Source organism: Anaerolinea thermophila UNI-1, from assembly GCF_000199675.1.
Taxonomy (GTDB): domain Bacteria; phylum Chloroflexota; class Anaerolineae; order Anaerolineales; family Anaerolineaceae; genus Anaerolinea; species Anaerolinea thermophila.
Genome location: NC_014960.1, coordinates 738,241 through 759,386, shown reverse-complemented (window position 1 = coordinate 759,386; position 21,146 = coordinate 738,241). Strand labels below are relative to the sequence as shown.

The window sequence follows — 21,146 nt, the reverse complement described above, 5'->3', positions numbered from 1 at the left end:
CTCGATCCGTTAGTGGATACTGAAACACAAAAACGTTTATTTTTGAAACAGTGTTTATTTTGTTGCATCCCCCTCGATCCGTTAGTGGATACTGAAACCTCGACAAACGCCTTGATGAAGTCACCCGCCGATGAGTTGCATCCCCCTCGATCCGTTAGTGGATACTGAAACCCACGCTTGCACCGCGACCAGCCTTGCTTTGGTAGTAGTTGCATCCCCCTCGATCCGTTAGTGGATACTGAAACACGAATAACGATTCAGTTTTTCAACCTTCTGAAAAACGTTGCATCCCCCTCGATCCGTTAGTGGATACTGAAACTCGTCTTTTGTTACAGTCTCGTTGATTTTTCCCTCGTTGCATCCCCCTCGATCCGTTAGTGGATACTGAAACAATTGTGGTGGTCATGGAATCCTTATGGTGTTTGTGTTGCATCCCCCTCGATCCGTTAGTGGATACTGAAACCACAACCAGCGCTCTGGCGTTCGGAAGCGCGTTTCAGTTGCATCCCCCTCGATCCGTTAGTGGATACTGAAACCTCGACAAACGCCTTGATGAAGTCACCCGCCGATGAGTTGCATCCCCCTCGATCCGTTAGTGGATACTGAAACAGGTGGCGCAAGAGAGAGCGGATCGCCGCCAGACGCAGTTGCATCCCCCTCGATCCGTTAGTGGATACTGAAACTTCAGCCGCAAAAGCATAAGTACTTCCAGCAAGAATTTGTTGCATCCCCCTCGATCCGTTAGTGGATACTGAAACACCGAAGCGCAACTCTCGCTGGACGGCGGCTCAACGGTTGCATCCCCCTCGATCCGTTAGTGGATACTGAAACGTCGTGCTGGTTCTCACCTTTGCACTGGTCAACTTTGTTGCATCCCCCTCGATCCGTTAGTGGATACTGAAACAACCATTATCATTTACACTTTGGCATGCCTGGTTTAGTTGCATCCCCCTCGATCCGTTAGTGGATACTGAAACACGACTTGAACAAATCTTCTATTTCGTTTCTGCTGATGTTGCATCCCCCTCGATCCGTTAGTGGATACTGAAACTACGGCCACTCAAACGGGCATGCGGCACCAAACCCCCAGTTGCATCCCCCTCGATCCGTTAGTGGATACTGAAACTTCGCCCTCGGCAACAAGGTACTTAAGCACTTGTGGGTTGCATCCCCCTCGATCCGTTAGTGGATACTGAAACTCATACTGGACAATCAAGGGGTTTGAAATTACTCCGTTGCATCCCCCTCGATCCGTTAGTGGATACTGAAACTAGTAAACCCGTGACTATCATAGACTCTCGCCATTCGTTGCATCCCCCTCGATCCGTTAGTGGATACTGAAACGTGTGGCGCGTTGAAGAAGTCCTGCGCCTGTATTTGTTGCATCCCCCTCGATCCGTTAGTGGATACTGAAACGTGTGGCGCGTTGAAGAAGTCCTGCGCCCGTATTTTGTTGCATCCCCCTCGATCCGTTAGTGGATACTGAAACAAGAATGGCTGAAAACCGGCTAAAATAAGGACAGGTGCGTTGCATCCCCCTCGATCCGTTAGTGGATACTGAAACCAGGTGCTCTGAGAAGCACCTGTGGGCGAGTGGATGGTTGCATCCCCCTCGATCCGTTAGTGGATACTGAAACTGTAAAGATTCACGCGCCCGAAAATGGGTACTTCAAAGTTGCATCCCCCTCGATCCGTTAGTGGATACTGAAACTGTAAAGATTCACGCGCCCGAAAATGGGTACTTCAAAGTTGCATCCCCCTCGATCCGTTAGTGGATACTGAAACCTTTCGGGGCAGGCCACCCGCTGCCTCCCTAATAGGGTTGCATCCCCCTCGATCCGTTAGTGGATACTGAAACAGAAGAAAACAATTCGTTCACGATTGAATACATTCTGTTGCATCCCCCTCGATCCGTTAGTGGATACTGAAACCTATCCGGTAACGAATCGGGGGGATGCGGCTGCGGTGTTGCATCCCCCTCGATCCGTTAGTGGATACTGAAACATCGCTGGCGCGCTGTTTTTTATGCTGGTCATCACCGGGTTGCATCCCCCTCGATCCGTTAGTGGATACTGAAACATTTATCATGTACTGCAGGATAGGATGCTGTTCGTCGTTGCATCCCCCTCGATCCGTTAGTGGATACTGAAACTTCGCGGTTAATCTCTTCGTGGAAAGTTACCAGGATGTTGCATCCCCCTCGATCCGTTAGTGGATACTGAAACCAAAACGCAATTTCAAGAATAAATGACGGTTCTTCGAGTTGCATCCCCCTCGATCCGTTCGTGGATACTGAAACTTGCCATCCGTGTTGGCGCACCAGCGCACCCATCCCGTTGCACCCCCCTCAAGCCGTTCGTGGAGCCCCCATTCGGGGGGCTGCGACTGAAACTCCCCACAACCGCGGTGGGCGAGCCTGCATCCCCATCCGTCCCGCCGGAAAATCTGCCCCCCCTTAAAAACCAACAACCCGGAGCGCGTCCGGGCTGTTGGGCCGTTTTCCTCTCGGGATTCTATTCAATCTTCACCGGTCCGCCCTCGGCAGCGCTCTGATAGAGCGCATCGAGGATTTGCATCACCCGCAGACCTTCCTCGCCGGTTGCCAGATGCGGTTTGCCCGTCACCAGACAGTCCACAAAATGGTAGTAGGACGAGGTCACCGGCGGATAAGGCGGGTGCAGTTTCATGTCGAAGTGCGCGCCGTCCTTTTCGAGGAAAATCTCCGCCTCGAAGCGGTAGCCCTCATCCAGGTTGCGCTGAACCAGACCGGCGCGGGTGCCATACAGGCGCGTCTCCATGAACTCGCTCTCTTTGATGTTTGCCGCCCACGAGGCTTCCACCATCAGCGTGGCGCCATTTTCAAAGCGAATCATCCCCGCGGCAAGGTCTTCCACATCAAAAGTCTTGCCCTGCTTCTGCGCCAGCGCCAAGCTAAGGTGCTGATAGGTACTGCCCATCACCCATACCGGTTTGGGATACCCCATCAGCCACAAGGCTAAATCCAGACGGTGTACTCCCAGGTCAATCAGCGGACCGCCGCCCGAAAGGGCTTTCTGCCCAAACCAGCCGCCAAAGCCGGGCAGACCGCGGCGGCGGTGCCAGACGGTGCGCCCGAAGTAAATCTCGCCCAGCAAACCGGCATCCACCTGCTGTTTAAGCGCCATGCTCATCTCGTTAAAGCGGTAAGAGAAATTAATCATCAGGCGCCTGCCGGCTTTTTGCGCCGCATCCAGCATCTCGCGGGCTTCAATGGCATTCATCGCCATGGGCTTTTCGCACAACACATGACAGCCCGCCGCAATTGCCGCCAGCGTGAGCGGCGCATGGAACTTGTTGGGCGTGGCAATGCTCACCGCGTCCAGATGTTCTTTTGCCAGCATGTCCTCGGCGCTGGTGTAGCGCTTTTCCACGCCGTAGCGTTCGGCAATTTCGTTGAGCAAACGCTCGTTCATATCCGCCACCGCCACCACCCGCGCCTTGGGGTGGCTCTGGAATCCAGCCACGTGATTGCGTCCCATTCCCAAGCCAATCACACCCAGCCGTATTTCATCCATGTGATCCTCCATGATGATGGTTATCGTACAAACAACATCATTTTACGCCTGGTTTCTCAGGAAGTGGAGCCATTTCATGGTATCATGCGGGAAAAGCACAACAACCGGTACAAAACAACGGGAGAACCGCTGTGAGACGCTTTTTCCTCAGTCTTTACGCCGCACTGCTGGCTTTCTTCTTCGCTCAGGTATTCAGCGCGCAAGTACTTGGATTGACCGGCATCTACCGGGCAATCACCGCCATCCCCCTGACCCTGTTGCTCACCATTCTGGCAATCCTGGTTTACTGGCGCTGGAGCGGGAATGCCTTTCTGGCGCAACTGCCGGAAGAAATCGCCTTTCCCGCTTGGGCAAACCGGACGCTGGCAATTGTCGGGATGCTTCTGGTGCTGGCAATTGCCGTCCTCCCCACCGCCCTCTGGCCTCTCTCGCCGGTCAGCGAGACCCTGCACTGGGATGCCGGAGCGTATCATTTCCCCAAAGCGGTGGAATTGTACAAAAGCGGCAACGTTTGGGATCTCTCCATCCCCTACGGGGAGTTTCCCTTCGGGTATGAGTCCATGCTCTCGTTTGCCCTGCTGGTGGCAGGCAAAGAGACTTTCTTCGGACTGGTGCATGCCCTCACCGCGCTGACGGTATTTCTGGGACTGTGGCTGATGGCGCGGCGGGCAACCACCCTGCCCGACGGCGTATTGATGTTCTTGCTGGGACTGATTTTCGTCAGCGAAGCCGTCACCGTCAAAGCCAATCCCTTCTATATCTTCCTGGATCAGTCTCACATGATTGGGAAAAACGACCTCTTCCTGGCGATGGGGGTGATTGCCGCTTTTGCGCATGCGCCGCTGGGACGCGCTCCGCAGAACAGCCGTGTTCACCTGCCCGGGCTGGTCTATGCCACCCTGCTGGTGCTGGCGACCAAACCCGCCGGCATGTTTGCGGTGACGCCGTTGTGGCTGCCGGTGTTGTGGGACTGGTTCAAGGGCTGGAAAAACACACCGCGCTGGCGCGAATTGGGCTTTGCGACGTTCTTCATCGTCCCCGGCGGGTTGTGGGCAGTGCGCAACTTGTTCATCATTCACACCATCTTCCCCGAGGGGGTCTGGGAGATGAACGAATGGAGCATTGCCAACAACCTGACCAACCCCTATTTTTACAACTACCTGCCGCGCAATTTCGTTTTCCTCTTGCTGGTGCTCGGCATCAGCCTGCTGTTGACCCTGCTCCGCCGAAAGCCCTACTGGCGCATTTCGGTGGCTTTTCTGATTCTGTTCGTGGGCTTCATCTTTACCCCCGAATCGGGCTTTATGAAGACCACCCAGGTGCCCACCCAAACCGCCTGGCGTCTGGGGATTGCCCTGGTAGCGTACGAGGTGGTGGTCCTGCTGGCGTTGTTCGAGCCACTGATCAACGCGGTCCTCAAGCGCCTGCCGGCATGGATCATTGCCGCTCCGGCAGTGCTGATTGCCCTGGGACTGATGATCTATACCCGCGACCTTTACCGCCTGAATCCGCAAAACGCCATTGTCCTTCGGGATGAATTCCGCGAACCGGTGGGCGTAGATGGCTACCACAGCGCCTATGATTTCGTCCAGAAAAATCTGCGCAATGCAGTGATTCAAATCGAGGGCGGGGTGTTTTACTACATGTACGGACCGGGGTATACCAATTCGCCCACCAAACTGCACTACCCGCTGGGGCGCGAACACATGGTACCGCAACTTGATCCGCAATACCTGGTGGTGATTCCCCACGGCGATCCCTTCGAACCCAGCGCGGACTTCATGAAAAAGTGGAAAATCATCTACCGCGATCCCGAAGGGATTGTACTGGAACGCATCGCTCCCTGAACGGGCAGGTATCATCCTTGACAATCCAGAACAAAAATTCTACAATCCGTTCTGTTTTTGCTCCCGCTTTGTGGTAAGATAAACCTTTGCGGCGTTTTACAGGCGCTTTGGTGCGCCCGGTATGTGTTTCTGGTCTATCCATCTGAAATCATTGAGACTCCTATGGAACAACCTCTGGCTATTCGAACCGAGCATCTCGGGCGGGTATATAAAATCCGCAATAACCGCAAAGAAGCCTTTCGCGAACTCACTGCCCTGCAGGACGTCAACCTGGAAGTGCGGCGGGGAGAACTGTTTGGCTTACTGGGTCCTAACGGCGCGGGCAAAACCACACTGATTAAAATCCTCACCACCCTGCTGGCGCCCACCAGCGGTAAAGCCAGTGTGGCAGGGTTTGACGTGCTGACCCAGGCTGAAGAGGTACGCAAGCGCATCAATATGGTCTCCGGCGGAGAAACTTCGGGCTACGGCTTGCTCACCGTGCGCGAAAACCTGTGGATGTTTGCGCAGTTTTACGGCATCGAAAGCAAAGAAGCCCACCGGCGCATCGACACGCTGATGGAAATTGTGGGCATGAAAGACCGCCTGAACACCAAATCGTCTGACCTCTCCACCGGACTGAGACAGAAGATGAACATCGTGCGCGGTTTCCTTACCGATCCGGAAGTGCTCTTTCTGGATGAACCTACCCTCGGACTGGACGTGGGCGCCTCACGGGATGTGCGCGCTTTCATCCGCCGCTGGATGGACGAGAACCCCCAGCGCACCCTTCTGCTCACCACCCACTACATGGTGGAAGCCGAAGAACTGTGCGACCGGGTTGCCATCATCAACCAGGGGCGGGTACTGGCGTGCGATACGCCGGACAATCTCAAGCGGCAACTGCAGAAAGAAGCCATCTTTCAGGTGTGGGTCAAATGCGAACATCTTCTCGACGAGCAAGCCTTTACTGCCCTCGCCGGTCTGCGCCATTTTCACCAGACCTTTGAGAACGGCTCCCTGCGTCTGGAATTGATTTTAGACGAAGAGAGCGTGTTAACCTCGGTGTTGAACCGGCTGGTCGAGTCGCAAGCCCGCATCTTGCGGCTGGAGAAGCGCCAGCCCACGCTGGAAGATGTCTTCGTGCAGTTGGTTGGTCAACGGCTGGAGGAGGTGGAAGGTGAACCCGATGCTTCCGCCGATTGAGCGGCGCGCCAGCGGTGCGCGCCTGTTCTGGATGACCGTGTGGGGCAGAGCCTACCCGCGCGTGGTAGGCATGCAGAGAGAACGCTCGTGGGTGTTCTTCGATGTCTTCCTGCCCCTGCTGAGCGTGGCGGCGTATGTCTTCGTCTATCGCGCCATCCGCGCGCCTGAAGAATATGTGGGTTTTGTGGTACTGGGCGGCGCCATGACCGCCTTCTGGATGAACATCCTGTGGAGCATGTCCAGTCAGTTGTACTGGGAGAAAGAACAGGGCAACCTGGCGCTGTACATCATCTCGCCCACCAGCATGATGGCAATCCTGCTGGGCATGGCAATCGGCGGGCTGTTTGCCACCCTTCTGCGCGCGACCGCCATCCTGCTCATCGGCTCATGGCTCTTTCAGGTGCAGTACACCATCGTGTCCTTCTGGAAACTGTTTGCCGTCTTTGCGTTGAGTATGGTCGCCCTGTATGGGCTGGGCATGATGAGCGCTTCAATGTTCCTTCTGCTCAGCCGCGAAGCCTGGCATCTGGCAAATTTAGCCATGGAGCCGATTTATCTGGTCACCGGCATGTACTTCCCGGTGAAAAATCTGGGTTTCTGGGCGGCGGCAGGGGCTTCGCTCATCCCGCTGACCCTGGGACTGGACGCCATGCGCCAGTTAATTTTTGCCAACGGGGCGGCGCTGGGCTTCTTAAGCGTCGAGGTAGAAATCCTCGGGCTGGTGATTCTCAGCGTCGTGTTTCTCATCGGGGCGCGCTACCTGCTGGTGGTCATCGAGAAACTGGCTATTCAAGAAGGGCGGTTGACCGAAAACCGCCGGTGAAAGGATGATGCCTCTCATGAAGCGTTCGATTCCTCTGCGTTCTTTCCTCACCGCGGCATGGCTGGGCTGGCAAATCGAGTCCAACTGGACAGATCCCTTCCTGTTCGCCACCTACTCCATCGTCAAACCGGTAGCAGGGGCGGCAATTCTGGTCATCATGTACGCCATTGTCACCCAGGCGCAGTTCGACTCGCCGGTCTTTGCTTACCTCTTTCTGGGCAATGCCCTGTATCAGTACGTCCCGGCGGTATTGAGCGGGGTTTCGTGGACGATCATTGACGACCGCGAGCATTACCGCACGCTCAAGTATATCTATGTAGCGCCGGTGAACATCCCGTTCTACCTGTTCGGGCGGGCGGTGGCAAAGTTTATCATCGGCACGATTGGGGTGGTCATCACCATTGCCGCGGGGGTGCTTTTCCTGCACGTGCGCATCGACTGGGCCCAGGTGAACTGGGGACTGTTCTTCCTCTCACTGGTGCTGGGCATTATCATGATGGCACTGCTGGGGCTGATTCTCGCCGGAGTGACGCTGTTGAGCGCGCGCCATTCCTACTTCATCGGCGATGTGGTGGCAGGCGGGCTGTTCCTCTTCACCGGCGCGATTTTCCCGCTGGAAGTTCTGCCGGTGTGGCTCCGACCGGTGGGCTACGCCCTGCCCATCACTTACTGGCTGGAACTGCTGAGGCGTGCGCTGGTGGGAGAGGTTGCCCAAGCCTTCCCGACCTTTGCCACTCTTTCCAATGAAACCCTTCTGCTGGTGCTGGTGGGCTCGTCGCTGGTGTTTGGGGCGGCGTCGCTGTTCATCTTCCGCCGCTGTGATTTCCTCGCCCGCGAGCGCGGCAATCTGGACATCACCACGAATTACTGAAATTCCACAAACAGGGGCATATCGCTACCATGTGGCGATTCTGCCAGAACCTTGCCTTCTGCATCCACCAGCATGGCACCACCGAATGCCCCTTCGGGGGTATCCTGCTCCAAACTGTTGACCAGCGCTGCCGGCACCCCTGCCTGGCGCACAGCTTCGACATAGGCGGAGCGCTCTTCGCGCTCCCAGCGTTCTGCATCGGGAGAGCGCCCATCGAATCCTCTGGACATCGGCACCAGCAACAGACGCATATCACGGGATAATGTTGCCAGCGCTTCTTCATGAAAGAGATCCCCGCACATCAACATCCCCAATTTGCCCCATTCGGTCTCAATAATACCGGCATGTGTCCCGCACAGGAAAGGCGCCTGCTCAGAAATTTTGCGGTAAAGCATGGAAAGGTTGCCCTGACGATCCAGCAACACCGCCGAGTCGTACACCCCTTCAGAAGCGCGTTCCAGAAAACCAAAAGCAAGCGCTACCCCATGCCGACGGGCAAGATGTGCCATTCGGGTGATGGTAAAGCCATCCAGCGGTTCGGCAAACTCGTGCAGGTCAGATTCTTCGTACAGGTAACCGGTGAAAGCACATTCGGGCAAAAGCATCAAATCAGGGCGTTTGGGAAGAAGATACTCCAGCAGGCATTCAAATTTGTAGATATTCTGCTCTTTCTCTCTTGGAACAATGGCAAGAGGAATTAAAGCCAGACGCATCATCCACTATCCTTTCAATAAAACGCGGTAACGGCTCTGCACCAGCCCGCGAGTATAAACTACCGTCTCGACATGCTCCAGTGGAATCTCACCGTCCAGGTCTCCAAACAACGGGATACCCCGCCCCAGCAAAACCGGCACGTGGGTCAGAATTATGTCCTGAATCAAGCCGGCGCGCAAAAAGCGGCGGATGGTCTCACCGCCATCCACATACACATGGCGCGCCCCCTGCTCTGCCAGCCTGGCAAGGATTTGCGCTGGCTCGCCCTGCATCCATTGGACTTTACCGGCGAGATGCGCGGGTAACGCCAGTGGACGGGTGGTCAGCACCACCACGCTCTGGTCGGCATACGGGTATTCGGGAAAGGTCAACACCTGGTCAAAGGTGTTTCGACCCATCAAGACGGTATCCACCGTTTCAATAAAACGGGTATAGCCGTAATCTTCGCCCGGCTCAGGCTGAGGAAGCCAGTCCAGCCCGCCGTCAGGGCGGGCAATGAAGCCATCCAGCGATAGAGCCATGAAGACGGAACAGCGTATCGGCACAAGGGAGGTTGTTTCAAGGCTCATCTGGCTTCTGCAACCCGGGCGCGCACAAGTTCCTGCGCGCGTTTCCAGTCTTCATCGGTCTTAAAGAATGAGCGCGGGAAAATCCAGAGCGCGCCTTCTAACGTCAGCAGGGAGATGATGTCCGCAGTTATGCGTTTGCGGTAAAACTTCTGCCAGGGAATCACATCCTCTACCTGATGAGAAGAAAAAAGCAATTCCACACCCCGTGCCGAAAGGATGCCCCGTACCCGCACTCCCTGGTAATTCTGTTTGACTTTCCGGGCAAGCCCATAAGCCTTCACGTAAGGGGAGACAAACCAGTAAACAATCAGTAACAAGGTAATCGAATGGCGCGCCACCCTTGCCCAGGAATACTCACTGTTGGCGCTGGAAGTCGCCGCCGAAAATACCAGAGAAGCGTAGAGGATCACCGCAACTGCCAGAATCAGAGGGCGGAGAAAACGCCAGATTCCGGCAGATTGATGAAGTGCCAGTACAGCGCGAACAACATCCGCAGAGGTGTACTGTCCCTGAAAGACAACATCCATATCAATCATCCTCAGCGTAAAGTTCGAGGATAAATGCCCGCCGCGGTTTTTCTCGATCGACCATGACAGTGACAGGCGTGCCAAGTTGGAAAGCACTGGTGAGTTTGTTCTTCATGACCACATTCCCGCTGACAACGCGCTCCCCCTGATAGGTGTACACCACCTCTACCCTGCCGCGCCCGCGGAAGAAGGATGCCCGCACAATCGTTGCAGGCATTTGCACCCCTTCCTCAATCACCCGGCGAATCAACCGCACGCGCCAGAAAGCCAATGCCAGCCCTGCCAGACTCAACGGCAACAGCACCAGCGCTAACCGCAGAATGACTTCAAGCGTTTCACCCAGAAAGAACTGCAAAAGGATGACCCCAAGGTAAGCCATGGGGATCATCCACCCCAAAAAAGCTCCGTAATCGGTGAGCAAAATCTTCTTAAGAGAGGCTTGCGGATTCATACAGGTTCAATTGTGGGAGGGGTCAAAGGTTGATCCAGTTTGATGAGTTCACGCAGAGCGGAAAAACCGCCCCACAAACCAAACAGGGCAATGGCATGGAAGAGCGCTGGGAGAAAATCGGCAAATGCCAAGAAAATGAGCCCATCCAGCAAATACAGTACCATGCCAGTGATGATTGCCCAACGTTGACGCTTGCGCCCCAGCACACCGAACAGCACAAAGATCCCGGAGATGCACAAACTGATCACAAAGGCAACCGCGCGGATGATGGTGGTGGTTGTGCCGCTGGTTTCCTGAGCAATCACATATCCAATCGCATCCACCACCTGGGTCAATCCCAGCCCAACCACAAAAGTCATCGAACCGCCCAGAACGAACACGATGGTGTTGATCAGAGAAAGCCCGGCAATCCAGAAAAACCAGTCCACGCCACTGCGGAAACGCCTCTCGAGATTGAGGCGCTTTTGCAACGCCGCCAGGGCTTGCGCATCGGGAAGAGAAGTGGGTTCCATGGGAGAAAATCCTTTCCTGAAAAAATATCGGTCTGACAGGGTCAGCCGGAGAGGGTTACACAAACAAATCAGTTGTTCTTCATGGAGAGACCATCCTCGGTTTGCGGGATGGGCAGAGCAAACGTAAAGCAACTCCCCTCGTTGAGTTTACTTTCCACCCAGATTTCTCCCCCATGCGAACGCACTGCCAGGCGGCAAAACGCCAGCCCCAGCCCAATGCCTTTGGGGAAGCGTTCGGATTGCAAGCGGGCAAATTTATCGAAGATAACTTCCAGCGCATCCGGGGGAATGCCGGGACCGTTATCGCGCACAGCAAACTCCACCCGCTCGCCCTTGCGGTACACCGAGAGGGTGATTTTCCCTTTGAACAGGGTGTACTTGGTAGCGTTGTCCAGCAGATTGATCAGTACCCGCCGAATCATATCGGCGTCAATGTTCAACGGCGGCAGGTTCGGCTCGATTTGCACATCCACCTGTTGCCCCTTATTCTCCGCCACCGGCAGGATGGTATCCACGGCTTCATACACCAGTGGGGCAATCTCCGTCATCGCACGGCTGGTGATGGGCTGACCGGCTTCCAGGCGGTAGATATCCAGCAGGGTGTTAATCAGCCTCTGCATGCGTCCGGTAGAGCGAATGGCAATGCTGAGCAACGCCCGCAGGTTTTCATCATCGCTCACCGGAAGAAGCATGTTGAGCATCTCAAGGCTGGAAATGATATTGGAGAGCGGCGAGCGTAAATCGTGATAGACCATTGCCATCAGGTCATCGCGCAGAGCATCCAACTGCTTGCGCTCGGTAATATCCTGTAAAATCCACTGCAGTACGTCCCCATTGGGAAAAGCCACCTTGCGGACATGCACTTCGACCGGCACAGTGGACAAACTCGCCGTCCACAAGAGGGCTTCCTGATGCAGGGTCTGCCCTGCCCCCAGCGTTTCTACATGGTCTTTCAGCCATTCCGCAGGGAGTTTGAGCAACTCCTGCATGGTTTTCCCCACCAGCACTTCGGCGGGATACCCCGTCAGCGCAATTGCCTGACGGTTAGATTCCAGAATCTGCCCGTTCAACCCGGTAATGCAAATGGGATCAATGCTGTCATCGAACAATTCGCGGTAGCGGCGGGTCACCGCCTGCAATGAGTCATAGAGGCGGGCATTATAAATGGCAATGCCTGCCTGATCGGCTATGGACTGCACCAGTGCCAGATGTTCCTGATTGAAAAAGTGCGGTCTGGGGTGAACGATGGTGAGAATACCCACCACCTGCTCGCGCGCCATTACCGGCACACAAATGGCAGATTTTGCTCCTGTGCGGCTTACGGCATCATCAGGGCGCTGCGCCCAGCGTTCATCCTGACTGGTATCGCTGAGCATGACCGCCTGACGATTGCGGAAAACCCACCCCGCCAGTCCGTCTTGCAATACATTATTCCAGTGTTCTACACTGCGCTCCAGGAGCAAATCGTTGACGATCAGAGCGCCTTCTACGGCTTGATTGCCATCCAGCACAATGATGCTGGCACGCTCTGCACCCACGTGGCGGCTGGAAAGCATCAGCACCCGCGAAAGCACGGTGCGCAAATCCAGATCCGAGGTCAGTTCCCGGCTGATGTTGTACAGCAGTTCCAGCGTGGTTCGTGAAGTTTCATCCATAACGATTGAGAAACCCCTTTTTGAGAGTATAGCATAATTTGCAAAAGCCAAACCACGCGAAGAGATTGATGAAAGGCTCAAGCCCGCACACTCCTTCACGGAAAAAATCCAATTGTATAATCAAAGCATGGAGATTAACCTGCGCGCCCCCGTCGAAGTATTGATCACCCTGCCTTTGAAGGAAGAAGTGCTTCAACCCGTTCGGGATCTCAGTCCACACATCAACCTGACGGTCATCCCCGCCCGCCGCCCGGAAGACATCCCCGCCGAAGTGTGGGCAAAAACCGAGGTGCTCTACACCGACCGCGTCCTGCCCGCCCCCGAACAGGTGCCCGCCCTGCGCTGGCTGCAATTCCATTTTGCCGGCATTGACTTTGCCGTGGATTCGCCCCTTTTGCAGAAAGAGGACTTGAAAGTGACCAACCTCAGCGGAGCTGCTGCCGCGCAAACCGCCGAATTTGCCCTCACCATGATGCTGGCGCTGGCGCACCGCCTGCCCGCTCTCATGCAAGCCCAGAGCCGCGCAGAATGGGCGCACGACCGTTGGGAACGCTTTCGTCCTGTTGAACTGCGCTTCAGCACGGTAGGCATTGTGGGGTATGGCTCCATTGGGCGGGAACTGGCGCGCCTGCTCCAACCGCTGGGCGTGAAGGTGCTGGCATGCAAGCGCGATGTGCGCCATCCCCAGGATGAGGAATACATCCCTGAAGGCATGGGCGACCCCCAGGGAATTTATTTCACCCGCCTCTATCCCTACCAGGCCCTGCGCACCATGTTCCGCGAGTGCGACTTTGCCGTGGTCACTGTGCCGCTTACCCCGCAAACGCGGGGGATGATTGGTGCGGATGAATTGGCGGCGCTCAAACCAGGGGCTTTTCTGGTGGTCGTCGGGCGCGGCGGCGTGGTGGATGAAACTGCCCTGCTGGAAGCCCTGCAGGAAAAAAGGTTGGGCGGGGTGGCACTGGATGTCTTTGCTGAAGAACCGCTGGCGCCTACCAGCCCGCTGTGGAAAGCGCCTAACCTCATTATCAGTCCGCACATTGCAGGATTGAGCGTGCATTATGATGAGCGCGCCATGGCATTATTCGCCACCAACCTGCGGCGTTACATTCAGGGGGAAAGATTATATAATCTATACGAACCCGAACGCGGGTACTAGCCCAGAGAAGGCTTGCGCCCTCGCGTTGTACGGCGCTCCTCTGTGGGCAGGTAAGTAGGGGCTTGAATGGCAAACCAGGTGCACAAACGGCGATCCAGCATGCGGCTGCGAATGCGCGGGTCAATTTCTTCGGGCTTACTGGATGTTGTAATTACCGTGGGCAACTCGGCGATGTAGCGGTGGTTGATAATCTGATAAAGTTTTTCACGCGCCCACGGGGTAGCGCTCTGCGTCCCCAAATCATCCAGGATGAGCAGTTTTGCCGAACGCACTTCCTCAAATACCTCATCATAAGAGACGTTAGAAGTCGGGCTGAAGGTTGAGCGCAGGTGGTCGAGCAAGTCGGGGACTACTACAAACAAAGGCGGGTTGCCCAAACTGGCTTGATAGTTGCCAATTGCGGCGGCTAAATGAGTCTTGCCACAGCCATAATCGCCCGAAAGCACCAGCCAACCGCGGGGGTTCTCAGCAAACTCATAGGCAATCTCAAAGGCTCTGCGCAAGTTGGCGCGCTCTTCAGAGGTGATGTTCTTTTCCTTCTCACGGAAATGAAACGTGCCAAAGGTCATGCGACTGTACAACGGCAGAGCAGAAAGGCGTGGTTTGGTGGTATCTTCCAGCGGTTGGCGATAGTCCTGGGCTTCAATGCGCACGGTATTAACCAGTTCTATATCGCGCAGGCGGGACTGGATACGCCCCTCAATTTCTTCCAGCGCCTGATTGGTGGTAATCACCGTGGACAGGCGGTGAATGTAGCGGTGATTAAAAATCTGATAGAGTTTTTCCTGCGCCCAGGCAGTGGCGTTTTGCGTACCCAAGTCGTCCAGCACCAGCAGGCGGATGTTGCGGATTTCCTCAAAGCGGGCTTCAAAAGTGTCATCGGGGGCATCGTAAGCATAACGCAGCCAGTCCAGCAGGTCGGGAACGGTGAGGAAGAGCGTAGGCACACCCAGCGAGACGGCTTCGTGTGCAATGGCAGCCGCCAGGTGAGTCTTGCCCACCCCATAACCGCCAATCAGCAGAAGCCAGCCGTTGAGCGAATGGGCATACTTCTGCGCCTGCTCGAAAGCATTTTCCAGCGAACGCACCATCGCCTCACCCTGCCCATGGCGTCCTCGGGGATTGAAGGTGGCAAAAGTCATCTTTTCCAGCGCCTGCAAATTGCTGGCACGGTAAGCGCGTTGAAAGGTTGCCCGCATCACCTCAGCAGAACGGCAGGAACAAATTTCCACCTTCCCAAAGTCAGGATGGTCGATGGGCAGGTCACGGCGCACAAAACCAATCCCACCACAAATGGGGCAGTTGGGATCACCACGGAAAGTGGCAGAGGATTGGGACTCAGTGTTCGATGAAGTCGGCGTATTTGCCTTCGACATAGCGTCGGCGATTCTCTTCAGAGGACCGTCTATTTTCTCCATCCCGACCTTCCTCCTGCCAAGATTTCAGAATTGCCTGGATATACTTCCAGTTGCGTACATTGCGCTCCACCGCAATTTGAAAGGCTTCTTCTATCCATGTTTGCGGGTACGTTTTTTCGGCTTCTTCCAGCAAATCGGCAATCAACGGGGTGAGCGGGCCGATATTATCCTCGTACAGGCGGTAAATATTCGGACGCTCTACCACCAGCGTGACTGTCGGATGCGGTTCAGATTCAGGGTGCCACTCGCCGCGCTGAATGGCTTCAATGGCGGCACGTCCGCGCGGAGTGTTAAGGAAATACAGGGCTTCCTTCAGGCTTTTTCCCTCGGGCAAAACCCGCAGGAACACCCCACGCTGCACAGCGCGTTCCAGGGCATCCTCCAATTGATGGGGACCGCCCAGGGTCCGCATGAGCATCTCATCACGAGCAAAATCCTGATATGCTAAAAAACGAATGGGGGCTTCCATGCGGGAAACGTACCACAAGGCATAGAGAATCACCTGCAACTCGCCCAGATGGTCCACCTGCGGGAGCAGTTCGGTGAAAAACGGCTCCGGGATAGGCACCATGCGCACTTTGCCAGCAGGAAAGCCTTGAAACGCCACGGTCTATCTCCTTCCCATCCCCGGAGCAGGTGCAGCATTCTCGAAGCGCGCCAGGTTGTTCAGGAAAACCAGTTCAATACCGCCATGAGTGGGACCGTTACGGTGCTTGGCAACAATAATCTCCGCCAGGTTGGCGCGCGGACTGTCCTTATCCAGCGCATCGGGGCGGTGGATGAACATGACCACATCGGCATCCTGCTCCAGACTACCCGATTCACGCAGATCGGAAAGCACCGGGCGTTTGTCGGCACGCTGTTCCACAGCACGCGACAACTGCGCCGCCGCCAGCACCGGCACGTTGAGTTCACGCGCCAGAATCTTCAGGTTACGGGAGATGTAAGAGACTTCCTGAACGCGGTTATCCGTGCGCACGTCACCGCTCATCAACTGCAGGTAGTCCACAATGATCAGGTCCAGTTCATACTCCATGTGCAGACGGCGGCACTTGGTGCGCAACTGCATGGGGGTAATGGCGGGAGTATCATCGAGGAAAATGTGAGTTTCGGAAAGCACCTCGATGGCGTGGATGAAGCGGGGCCATTCGTCTTCATTGAGTTTACCCGTGCGCAGGCGCTGGGTATCAATGCCGGTTTCCTGAGCGATGAGACGCTGAACCAGTTGTTCGTTGGACATCTCCAGCGAGAACATGGCAACATGCTTTTTGTACTTCTGAGCGGCATTCTTCATGACCGAGAGCATGAAACCGGTTTTCCCCATGCCCGGACGCCCGGCGACGATGAGCAAATCCGACTTCTGTAATCCCCCCAGCAGACGGTCAAGGTCCACCAAACCGGTGGGCACGCCCATAATCTCATCACTGCGCTGGGAGAGTTTGTCCACCCGGTCATAAACTTCGCTCAGCACGGTTTGAATGGGTTGTAAATCGCGGCGGACGCGGCGCTCGCTGACGGTGAAGATGGACTTTTCTGCCGTATCAATCAGGGTATCCACCGAAGTGCGGCGGTCATAGGCTAACTGCGCCATTTCGTTGGCGGCGGCAATCATCTTACGGCGTAGAGAATGCTCTTCCACCACCCGGGCATAGGCTTCGGCATTCATCGAAGACGGGGTTTGATTAATCAATGACATCAGGTAGGTTACACCACCTACCTCTGCGAGCCTGCCCTGTTGCTCCAGTTCCTGTTGCACGGTGAGGAAATCGATGGGAATGCGCCGCTCGTGCAATCGCGTAAAGGCTTCCCAAATCCAGCGGTTGCGCACCAGGTAAAAATCCTCGGGGTGCAGGAATTGGGCAAGGTTGTAGTAAGCCTCAGGATCAATCAGCACCGCACCCAGCACGGCTTCTTCGGCTTCTCGGCTGTGAGGGGGCCCCTGTACCTCGGTTGACGCAACTTCTTCCGGCATCCAGTCAGACATAATCCATCACTCTACCCGTATTGATTTTATCGGATTTCGGGCAATAGCGGAAAAATTCTAATCCTCGGTGAAAAAAAGCCCCACAGCGTTTGTGGGGCGCAAATTCCAAAACAGGCACGCTACTTATCCGGCTTTTCGTCTTCGTCGCCCTCATCCTCTTCATCTTCCAGTTTATCCAGATTGAGATTTGCCAGGAAATCCTCGAAGACGGAAAGGCGTTCCTCACTGGTATCCACCTCAGCCTCAGATGAAGTCGGGGGGGTAGGCGGAGCCAGGGGAGCAGAGGATGTGCGCGAGGTAGCACTGCGCAGGTCGTCCTCGGGGGTCACCCCCGCCACATCCATGACCTCACGGGAAACCAGAATGGGTACATGCGCACGCACCGCCAGTGCCAGCGCATCGGATGGACGTGAGTCAATATTCAGAATACGTCCATTGACTTCCACGACCAGATTCCCATAAAACACTTCATCGCGCAGAGCCACCACTTCGATACGCAAAAGACGGGCATTCAGGGCATTTAACACGTTCTTTAATAAGTCATGCGTTTGAGGACGGGCAACTTCGATTTCCTGCAAAGCAATCGTAATGGCTTCTGCTTCGTAAGGTCCAATCCAGATGGGTAAATATCGTTCGGTGTTCACCTCGCGTAACACGACAATGCGTTGCTGGTTGGTTAAACTCACCCGCACGCTGTCAATGACCACCTCAACCATTTTAGACATGGGATCACCCTTCCTCAAACGGGAATTCTTTTCTGCTAAGTGCTATCCATATTCTATCATGCCGTCAAGGGGGATGCAACTGCTGATACGTGCCAGGAAAGGGTAAATGATTAACGGCACAATGGCAAGAACAGGAAATTTTCGACAAAATGGCTGTATGAGTGAACTGGTGAATTACGTCGAAGCCAGAGGTTACCTTGAGCGCGTACCCAATCCGCAGGATCGGCGAGCCAGCATTGTCCGCTTGAGTGCCATGGGCGAAGCATAAATCAGGCGGCACCAGAAATCCTTCAAGAAATTGAAGAAGAATGGGCAAAAGAAATCGGCTGGGAGCAAATGAGCGCCCTTAAACAAGGATTGAATGCTCTCGTAAACATTCTCGAAAAAGAAAAGCGCAAATCTTAAAAAATTGAGAAACATTTCTTTGGATTTTTTTAAGGTTTTCGAGTATAATGCCATGAAACTGGGTCTGGACAACCTTGAACGCTCCAATGCCAAGCCGTCTGGAAAGCCCGGGGGTGCAAGGGCACACAATTTTGCTTCGACATGGGAGACAAAAGAAACCTGTGAGTTCCGACAAAGCCAAAATCCTTCTCATTGAAGGGAAACGAGCCGACCACCCTTCCTTCTTAACAGGATTGACCCGCAAGGGCTACGATGTGGAAAGTGTTCCGAACGGAAATTCGGCTGTAGAGCAGCTAAACACCTTTGAACCCGATGTCATCATCATTGATGCGGCTTCCATGCGCACCAGCGGCAAACGTATTTGCCATGCCCTGCGTTTACGCGCTGGCGATATCCCTATCCTGCTGATTGTAGACCCTCAATCTGCGGGCAAGAACCCGCGCGAATCGCTGGCAGATGTAGTTCTGACCACCCCTCTGACCTTGCAGAAATTGCTCAACCGTCTGCGCCCCCTGGTTCCTGCCCAGAGCAAACACGTCCTTCAAGCCGGTCCAATCTGGCTGGATCCGGCTCAACGACTGGTGCGGGTGGGCAATCGTCAAAGCAGTTTGACCCCCCGTCTGGTGACCATCCTGCGCATATTAATGGAACATCCCGGCGAGGTCATCGAGCGCAACAGCCTCTTCCAGCAAGCCTGGAATACCGATTACACCGAAGACACCCGCACACTGGACGTGCATATCTCATGGCTGCGCCGCGCCATTGAGGTAGATTACCGCCATCCCCAATTGATCAAGACCATTCGCGGTGTGGGTTACCGGCTGGATATTGAAGAAACTCCGCCCTATTAATTATCCCAACTTTCCCAACGCCTTTGCAATCGTGCGAATGTGGGCTGGGGTGGCACCACAACACCCACCGACAAATTTTGCGCCTTTCTCCACAGCGCGTACAGCACCTTTACCCATCTGCTCGGGCGCGATCGGATAGGCGACCCGTCCGGCTTCATCCACAGTGGGCAAGCCAGCGTTGGGCTTGAACCAAAGCGGCAAAGAAGTCACCTCACGCATTTCAGCAAGCGCCTGCAGATTGCCTTCCAGACTGCTCCCACAGTTGACCCCCAGCGCAAACACCCCGCTTTGCTCCAGAACCTGTGCCACCTGTGCCGGTCTTTCGCCCCGAATGAGACGTCCCTGAGCGTTGAAAGAAAACGAACACACCACCGGCACATTCCCTGCAGAGAAGCATGCCTCAATGGCTGTCAGGGCTTCCTGTAAATCCATCTGTGTCTCAATGACCAGCGCATCGATCCCTGCCTCAATCAGGATTTGCGCCTGTTCGCGATAAAACGCCCGGGCTTGCCCGGGGCTTAATGCCCCTAGAGGTTCGAGCCATTCTCCCAGGGGACCCAACGAAGCCGCAACCCAAACCCCAGAGCATCCATGTGACGCCCGGCGTGCCAGGGCTACCGCCTGACGATTGATGATCTCAAAATGTTCTTCCATGCCGGCCTGACGCAAACGCAAGCGGGATGAGCCAAAGGTATTGGTGAGGATAATCTGAGCACCTGCCGCCAAAAATTCTTCATGCACACGTAAAACCTCCTCCGGACGCTCCAGCACCCACGAATCCGAGGGAACCCCCAAGGGTAATCCACGCTGTTGCAAACTGGTTCCCATGGCGCCATCCAGCAGGACCACCCCATGACCTTCTTGCAAGGCGAAAAAAGAAGATGAATTCATGAAAACCTTTCCCAACACAGAGGCAAAAGCGCACTGTAAATTTTCTCTGATTATCGCAGAAAAAAAACCGGAAAACCTTTCACATGGGGAAAAATTTTCTGTAAGGGAATCGTAATGGGTATTTTACGCAAATCAGATATAATTGATACAAGCCCAACCTCAACGAGGCGCTATGGCGTTAAAAGGAAATCTGCGCGATTTTACCATCACCCAATTGCTGAATTTGATTAATCTGGCTCAAAAGACTGGGCTTCTGGTCATTGAGGGTCCTGGCGAGACAGCCCGTATTAACTTCCGTCAGGGGAAACTGGCTTACGCCCAACTGGGCGATGAGGACGGCAGCCTGGCGTCCATTCTCTATAAGACTCGTAAGATCTCCCAAAGCCAGTACCGCCTGTTGCTGGAACGCGCCTCCGGCATGACCGATAAAGAACTGGGGCTGCTTCTCATCAACGCCGGTTACCTGACGCAGGACGATATCCTCACCAGTTTACAAACCTACTTCATTGACGTCGTGCGCCGTTTGTTTACGTGGGTCGAAGGCTTTTTCCGCTTTGATCAGGATGTCACCCCACCGGATGGCAAAATCACCATCCGTATGGACCTGGAGAACCTGATCATCGAAGGCGCCCGACAATTACGCGAGTGGGAGCAACTTCAGGAAGAAATCCCCAGTCTGGACATGGCGTTGAAATTCACCGACCGCCCGGGCACGAACATCCAGAAGGTGAACCTCAGTCTGGAAGAGTGGCGGGTGGTCTCGTATGTGAACCCCAAGAACACCATCCGGCAAATTGCCCGCGCCACAAAGATGAACGACCTGGAAATCCGCCGTGTGGTGTACGGGTTGATTCAAGCCGGGCTGGTGGAAATTGTCCGTCCAGAGGGAGCGCCGGCACCGCGCCCGCAAACTCAACAATTGCCGCGGCAATTCCCCACACCGGACAAAGAAGAACAGAAATCGCTGGTGAATCGGTTGATCAACCGCATTCGTTCCCTGTAATG

At 55.1% G+C, this 21,146-nt stretch carries 20 protein-coding genes and 1 CRISPR repeat array (1 of these 21 running past the window's edge); of the genes, 8 read left to right on the top strand and 12 right to left on the bottom strand.

Annotation, left to right across the window (positions count from 1 at the left end; translation table 11 throughout):
• Positions 1–2,299: direct repeats of the CRISPR family, unit length 37 nt; unit sequence GTTGCATCCCCCTCGATCCGTTAGTGGATACTGAAAC (it extends 2,634 nt beyond the left edge of the window).
• 214 nt (positions 2,300–2,513) lie between these two features.
• Complete coding sequence (locus ANT_RS03480; RefSeq protein ID WP_013559126.1) at positions 2,514–3,554, bottom strand: Gfo/Idh/MocA family protein; 1,041 nt, start codon at positions 3,552–3,554, stop codon at positions 2,514–2,516.
• Between the two features lie 131 nt (positions 3,555–3,685).
• On the opposite strand from ANT_RS03480, the gene ANT_RS03475 reads away from it, so the two are divergent.
• From ANT_RS03475 to ANT_RS03460, 4 genes are all read left to right on the top strand, one after another.
• Complete coding sequence (locus ANT_RS03475; protein ID WP_013559125.1) at positions 3,686–5,401, top strand: hypothetical protein; 1,716 nt, start codon at positions 3,686–3,688, stop codon at positions 5,399–5,401.
• 162 nt (positions 5,402–5,563) lie between these two features.
• Positions 5,564–6,586, top strand: a complete 1,023-nt coding sequence (locus tag ANT_RS03470) for an ABC transporter ATP-binding protein (RefSeq protein ID WP_013559124.1) — start codon at positions 5,564–5,566, stop codon at positions 6,584–6,586.
• On the top strand, positions 6,570–7,409 hold the full coding sequence (locus tag ANT_RS03465; RefSeq protein WP_013559123.1) for an ABC transporter permease: 840 nt from the start codon (positions 6,570–6,572) through the stop codon (positions 7,407–7,409). The genes ANT_RS03470 and ANT_RS03465 overlap by 17 nt, the downstream gene beginning before the upstream one ends.
• Before the next feature lie 16 nt (positions 7,410–7,425).
• Positions 7,426–8,280: an ABC transporter permease gene (locus ANT_RS03460; RefSeq protein ID WP_049784811.1), complete on the top strand. Its 855-nt coding sequence runs from the start codon at positions 7,426–7,428 to the stop codon at positions 8,278–8,280.
• Here ANT_RS03460 and ANT_RS03455 read toward each other — a convergent pair.
• The 6 genes from ANT_RS03455 to ANT_RS03430 all read right to left on the bottom strand — a co-directional run bounded on the left by ANT_RS03455 (position 8,274) and on the right by ANT_RS03430 (position 12,708).
• On the bottom strand, positions 8,274–8,996 hold the full coding sequence (locus ANT_RS03455) for a carbon-nitrogen hydrolase family protein (RefSeq protein WP_013559121.1): 723 nt from the start codon (positions 8,994–8,996) through the stop codon (positions 8,274–8,276). The two genes, ANT_RS03460 and ANT_RS03455, sit on opposite strands and share 7 nt — an antisense overlap.
• A gap of 3 nt (positions 8,997–8,999) precedes the next feature.
• Positions 9,000–9,563 carry a dihydrofolate reductase family protein gene (locus tag ANT_RS03450; RefSeq protein ID WP_013559120.1) on the bottom strand — a complete coding sequence of 188 codons (564 nt, stop codon included), beginning with the start codon at positions 9,561–9,563 and terminating at the stop codon, positions 9,000–9,002.
• A complete protein-coding gene (locus ANT_RS03445; RefSeq protein ID WP_013559119.1) occupies positions 9,560–10,090 on the bottom strand; it encodes a hypothetical protein in 531 nt (176 codons plus the stop codon). The genes ANT_RS03450 and ANT_RS03445 overlap by 4 nt, the downstream gene beginning before the upstream one ends.
• A gap of 1 nt (position 10,091) precedes the next feature.
• Positions 10,092–10,541, bottom strand: coding sequence for a DUF3592 domain-containing protein (locus ANT_RS03440; protein WP_013559118.1), 450 nt, complete (start codon positions 10,539–10,541; stop codon positions 10,092–10,094).
• Positions 10,538–11,053: a hypothetical protein gene (locus ANT_RS03435; RefSeq protein ID WP_013559117.1), complete on the bottom strand. Its 516-nt coding sequence runs from the start codon at positions 11,051–11,053 to the stop codon at positions 10,538–10,540. Before ANT_RS03435 ends, ANT_RS03440 begins: the two co-directional genes overlap by 4 nt.
• 68 nt (positions 11,054–11,121) lie before the next feature.
• Entirely contained in the window at positions 11,122–12,708 is a 1,587-nt protein-coding gene (locus ANT_RS03430; RefSeq protein ID WP_013559116.1) for a sensor histidine kinase, read from the bottom strand.
• A 127-nt stretch (positions 12,709–12,835) separates the two neighbouring features.
• Between ANT_RS03430 and ANT_RS03425 the strand changes: the two genes are divergently transcribed.
• Complete coding sequence (locus tag ANT_RS03425) at positions 12,836–13,867, top strand: D-2-hydroxyacid dehydrogenase (RefSeq protein WP_013559115.1); 1,032 nt, start codon at positions 12,836–12,838, stop codon at positions 13,865–13,867.
• Here ANT_RS03425 and ANT_RS16035 read toward each other — a convergent pair.
• The 4 genes from ANT_RS16035 to ANT_RS03405 all read right to left on the bottom strand — a co-directional run bounded on the left by ANT_RS16035 (position 13,864) and on the right by ANT_RS03405 (position 17,994).
• The gene (locus ANT_RS16035; protein WP_013559114.1) at positions 13,864–15,285 is read right to left on the bottom strand and encodes an ATP-binding protein; all 1,422 of its coding nucleotides are present in this window, start codon (positions 15,283–15,285) and stop codon (positions 13,864–13,866) included. The two genes, ANT_RS03425 and ANT_RS16035, sit on opposite strands and share 4 nt — an antisense overlap.
• Positions 15,206–15,892 carry a DnaD domain-containing protein gene (locus tag ANT_RS16030; protein WP_013559113.1) on the bottom strand — a complete coding sequence of 229 codons (687 nt, stop codon included), beginning with the start codon at positions 15,890–15,892 and terminating at the stop codon, positions 15,206–15,208. The genes ANT_RS16035 and ANT_RS16030 overlap by 80 nt, the downstream gene beginning before the upstream one ends.
• A gap of 3 nt (positions 15,893–15,895) precedes the next feature.
• Entirely contained in the window at positions 15,896–17,269 is a 1,374-nt protein-coding gene (dnaB, locus tag ANT_RS03410) for a replicative DNA helicase (RefSeq protein WP_013559112.1), read from the bottom strand.
• A gap of 119 nt (positions 17,270–17,388) precedes the next feature.
• On the bottom strand, positions 17,389–17,994 hold the full coding sequence (locus ANT_RS03405; RefSeq protein WP_013559111.1) for a bifunctional nuclease family protein: 606 nt from the start codon (positions 17,992–17,994) through the stop codon (positions 17,389–17,391).
• A 106-nt stretch (positions 17,995–18,100) separates the two neighbouring features.
• Between ANT_RS03405 and ANT_RS17535 the strand changes: the two genes are divergently transcribed.
• Together ANT_RS17535 and ANT_RS03400 are read left to right on the top strand one after the other, a co-directional pair.
• Positions 18,101–18,262: a helix-turn-helix domain-containing protein gene (locus ANT_RS17535; protein ID WP_013559110.1), complete on the top strand. Its 162-nt coding sequence runs from the start codon at positions 18,101–18,103 to the stop codon at positions 18,260–18,262.
• A 298-nt stretch (positions 18,263–18,560) separates the two neighbouring features.
• Complete coding sequence (locus ANT_RS03400; RefSeq protein WP_172634569.1) at positions 18,561–19,250, top strand: response regulator transcription factor; 690 nt, start codon at positions 18,561–18,563, stop codon at positions 19,248–19,250.
• On the opposite strand, the gene ANT_RS03395 is transcribed toward ANT_RS03400, so the two are convergent.
• A complete protein-coding gene (locus ANT_RS03395; protein WP_013559108.1) occupies positions 19,251–20,141 on the bottom strand; it encodes a homocysteine S-methyltransferase family protein in 891 nt (296 codons plus the stop codon).
• Between the two features lie 172 nt (positions 20,142–20,313).
• Here ANT_RS03395 and ANT_RS03390 point away from each other — a divergent pair, with 172 nt between their 5' ends.
• Entirely contained in the window at positions 20,314–21,144 is an 831-nt protein-coding gene (locus ANT_RS03390) for a DUF4388 domain-containing protein (protein WP_013559107.1), read from the top strand.
• The last annotated feature ends 2 nt before the right edge of the window (positions 21,145–21,146 follow it).

What these genes read in the sequence shown, in the direction of transcription:
- ANT_RS16035 (WP_013559114.1), bottom strand. Translation starts at nt 15,285, where the DNA reads ATGGAGAAAATAGACGGTCCTCTGAAGAGAATCGCCGACGCTATGTCG.
- ANT_RS03435 (WP_013559117.1), bottom strand. Translation starts at nt 11,053, where the DNA reads ATGGAACCCACTTCTCTTCCCGATGCGCAAGCCCTGGCGGCGTTGCAA.
- ANT_RS03470 (WP_013559124.1), top strand. Translation starts at nt 5,564, where the DNA reads ATGGAACAACCTCTGGCTATTCGAACCGAGCATCTCGGGCGGGTATAT.
- ANT_RS03395 (WP_013559108.1), bottom strand. Translation starts at nt 20,141, where the DNA reads ATGAATTCATCTTCTTTTTTCGCCTTGCAAGAAGGTCATGGGGTGGTC.
- ANT_RS03405 (WP_013559111.1), bottom strand. Translation starts at nt 17,994, where the DNA reads ATGTCTAAAATGGTTGAGGTGGTCATTGACAGCGTGCGGGTGAGTTTA.
- ANT_RS03455 (WP_013559121.1), bottom strand. Translation starts at nt 8,996, where the DNA reads ATGATGCGTCTGGCTTTAATTCCTCTTGCCATTGTTCCAAGAGAGAAA.
- ANT_RS03445 (WP_013559119.1), bottom strand. Translation starts at nt 10,090, where the DNA reads ATGGATGTTGTCTTTCAGGGACAGTACACCTCTGCGGATGTTGTTCGC.
- ANT_RS03390 (WP_013559107.1), top strand. Translation starts at nt 20,314, where the DNA reads ATGGCGTTAAAAGGAAATCTGCGCGATTTTACCATCACCCAATTGCTG.
- ANT_RS03450 (WP_013559120.1), bottom strand. Translation starts at nt 9,563, where the DNA reads ATGAGCCTTGAAACAACCTCCCTTGTGCCGATACGCTGTTCCGTCTTC.
- ANT_RS03440 (WP_013559118.1), bottom strand. Translation starts at nt 10,541, where the DNA reads ATGAATCCGCAAGCCTCTCTTAAGAAGATTTTGCTCACCGATTACGGA.
- ANT_RS03465 (WP_013559123.1), top strand. Translation starts at nt 6,570, where the DNA reads ATGCTTCCGCCGATTGAGCGGCGCGCCAGCGGTGCGCGCCTGTTCTGG.
- dnaB (WP_013559112.1), bottom strand. Translation starts at nt 17,269, where the DNA reads ATGTCTGACTGGATGCCGGAAGAAGTTGCGTCAACCGAGGTACAGGGG.
- ANT_RS03480 (WP_013559126.1), bottom strand. Translation starts at nt 3,554, where the DNA reads ATGGATGAAATACGGCTGGGTGTGATTGGCTTGGGAATGGGACGCAAT.
- ANT_RS17535 (WP_013559110.1), top strand. Translation starts at nt 18,101, where the DNA reads ATGATTAACGGCACAATGGCAAGAACAGGAAATTTTCGACAAAATGGC.
- ANT_RS03460 (WP_049784811.1), top strand. Translation starts at nt 7,426, where the DNA reads ATGAAGCGTTCGATTCCTCTGCGTTCTTTCCTCACCGCGGCATGGCTG.
- ANT_RS03430 (WP_013559116.1), bottom strand. Translation starts at nt 12,708, where the DNA reads ATGGATGAAACTTCACGAACCACGCTGGAACTGCTGTACAACATCAGC.
- ANT_RS03425 (WP_013559115.1), top strand. Translation starts at nt 12,836, where the DNA reads ATGGAGATTAACCTGCGCGCCCCCGTCGAAGTATTGATCACCCTGCCT.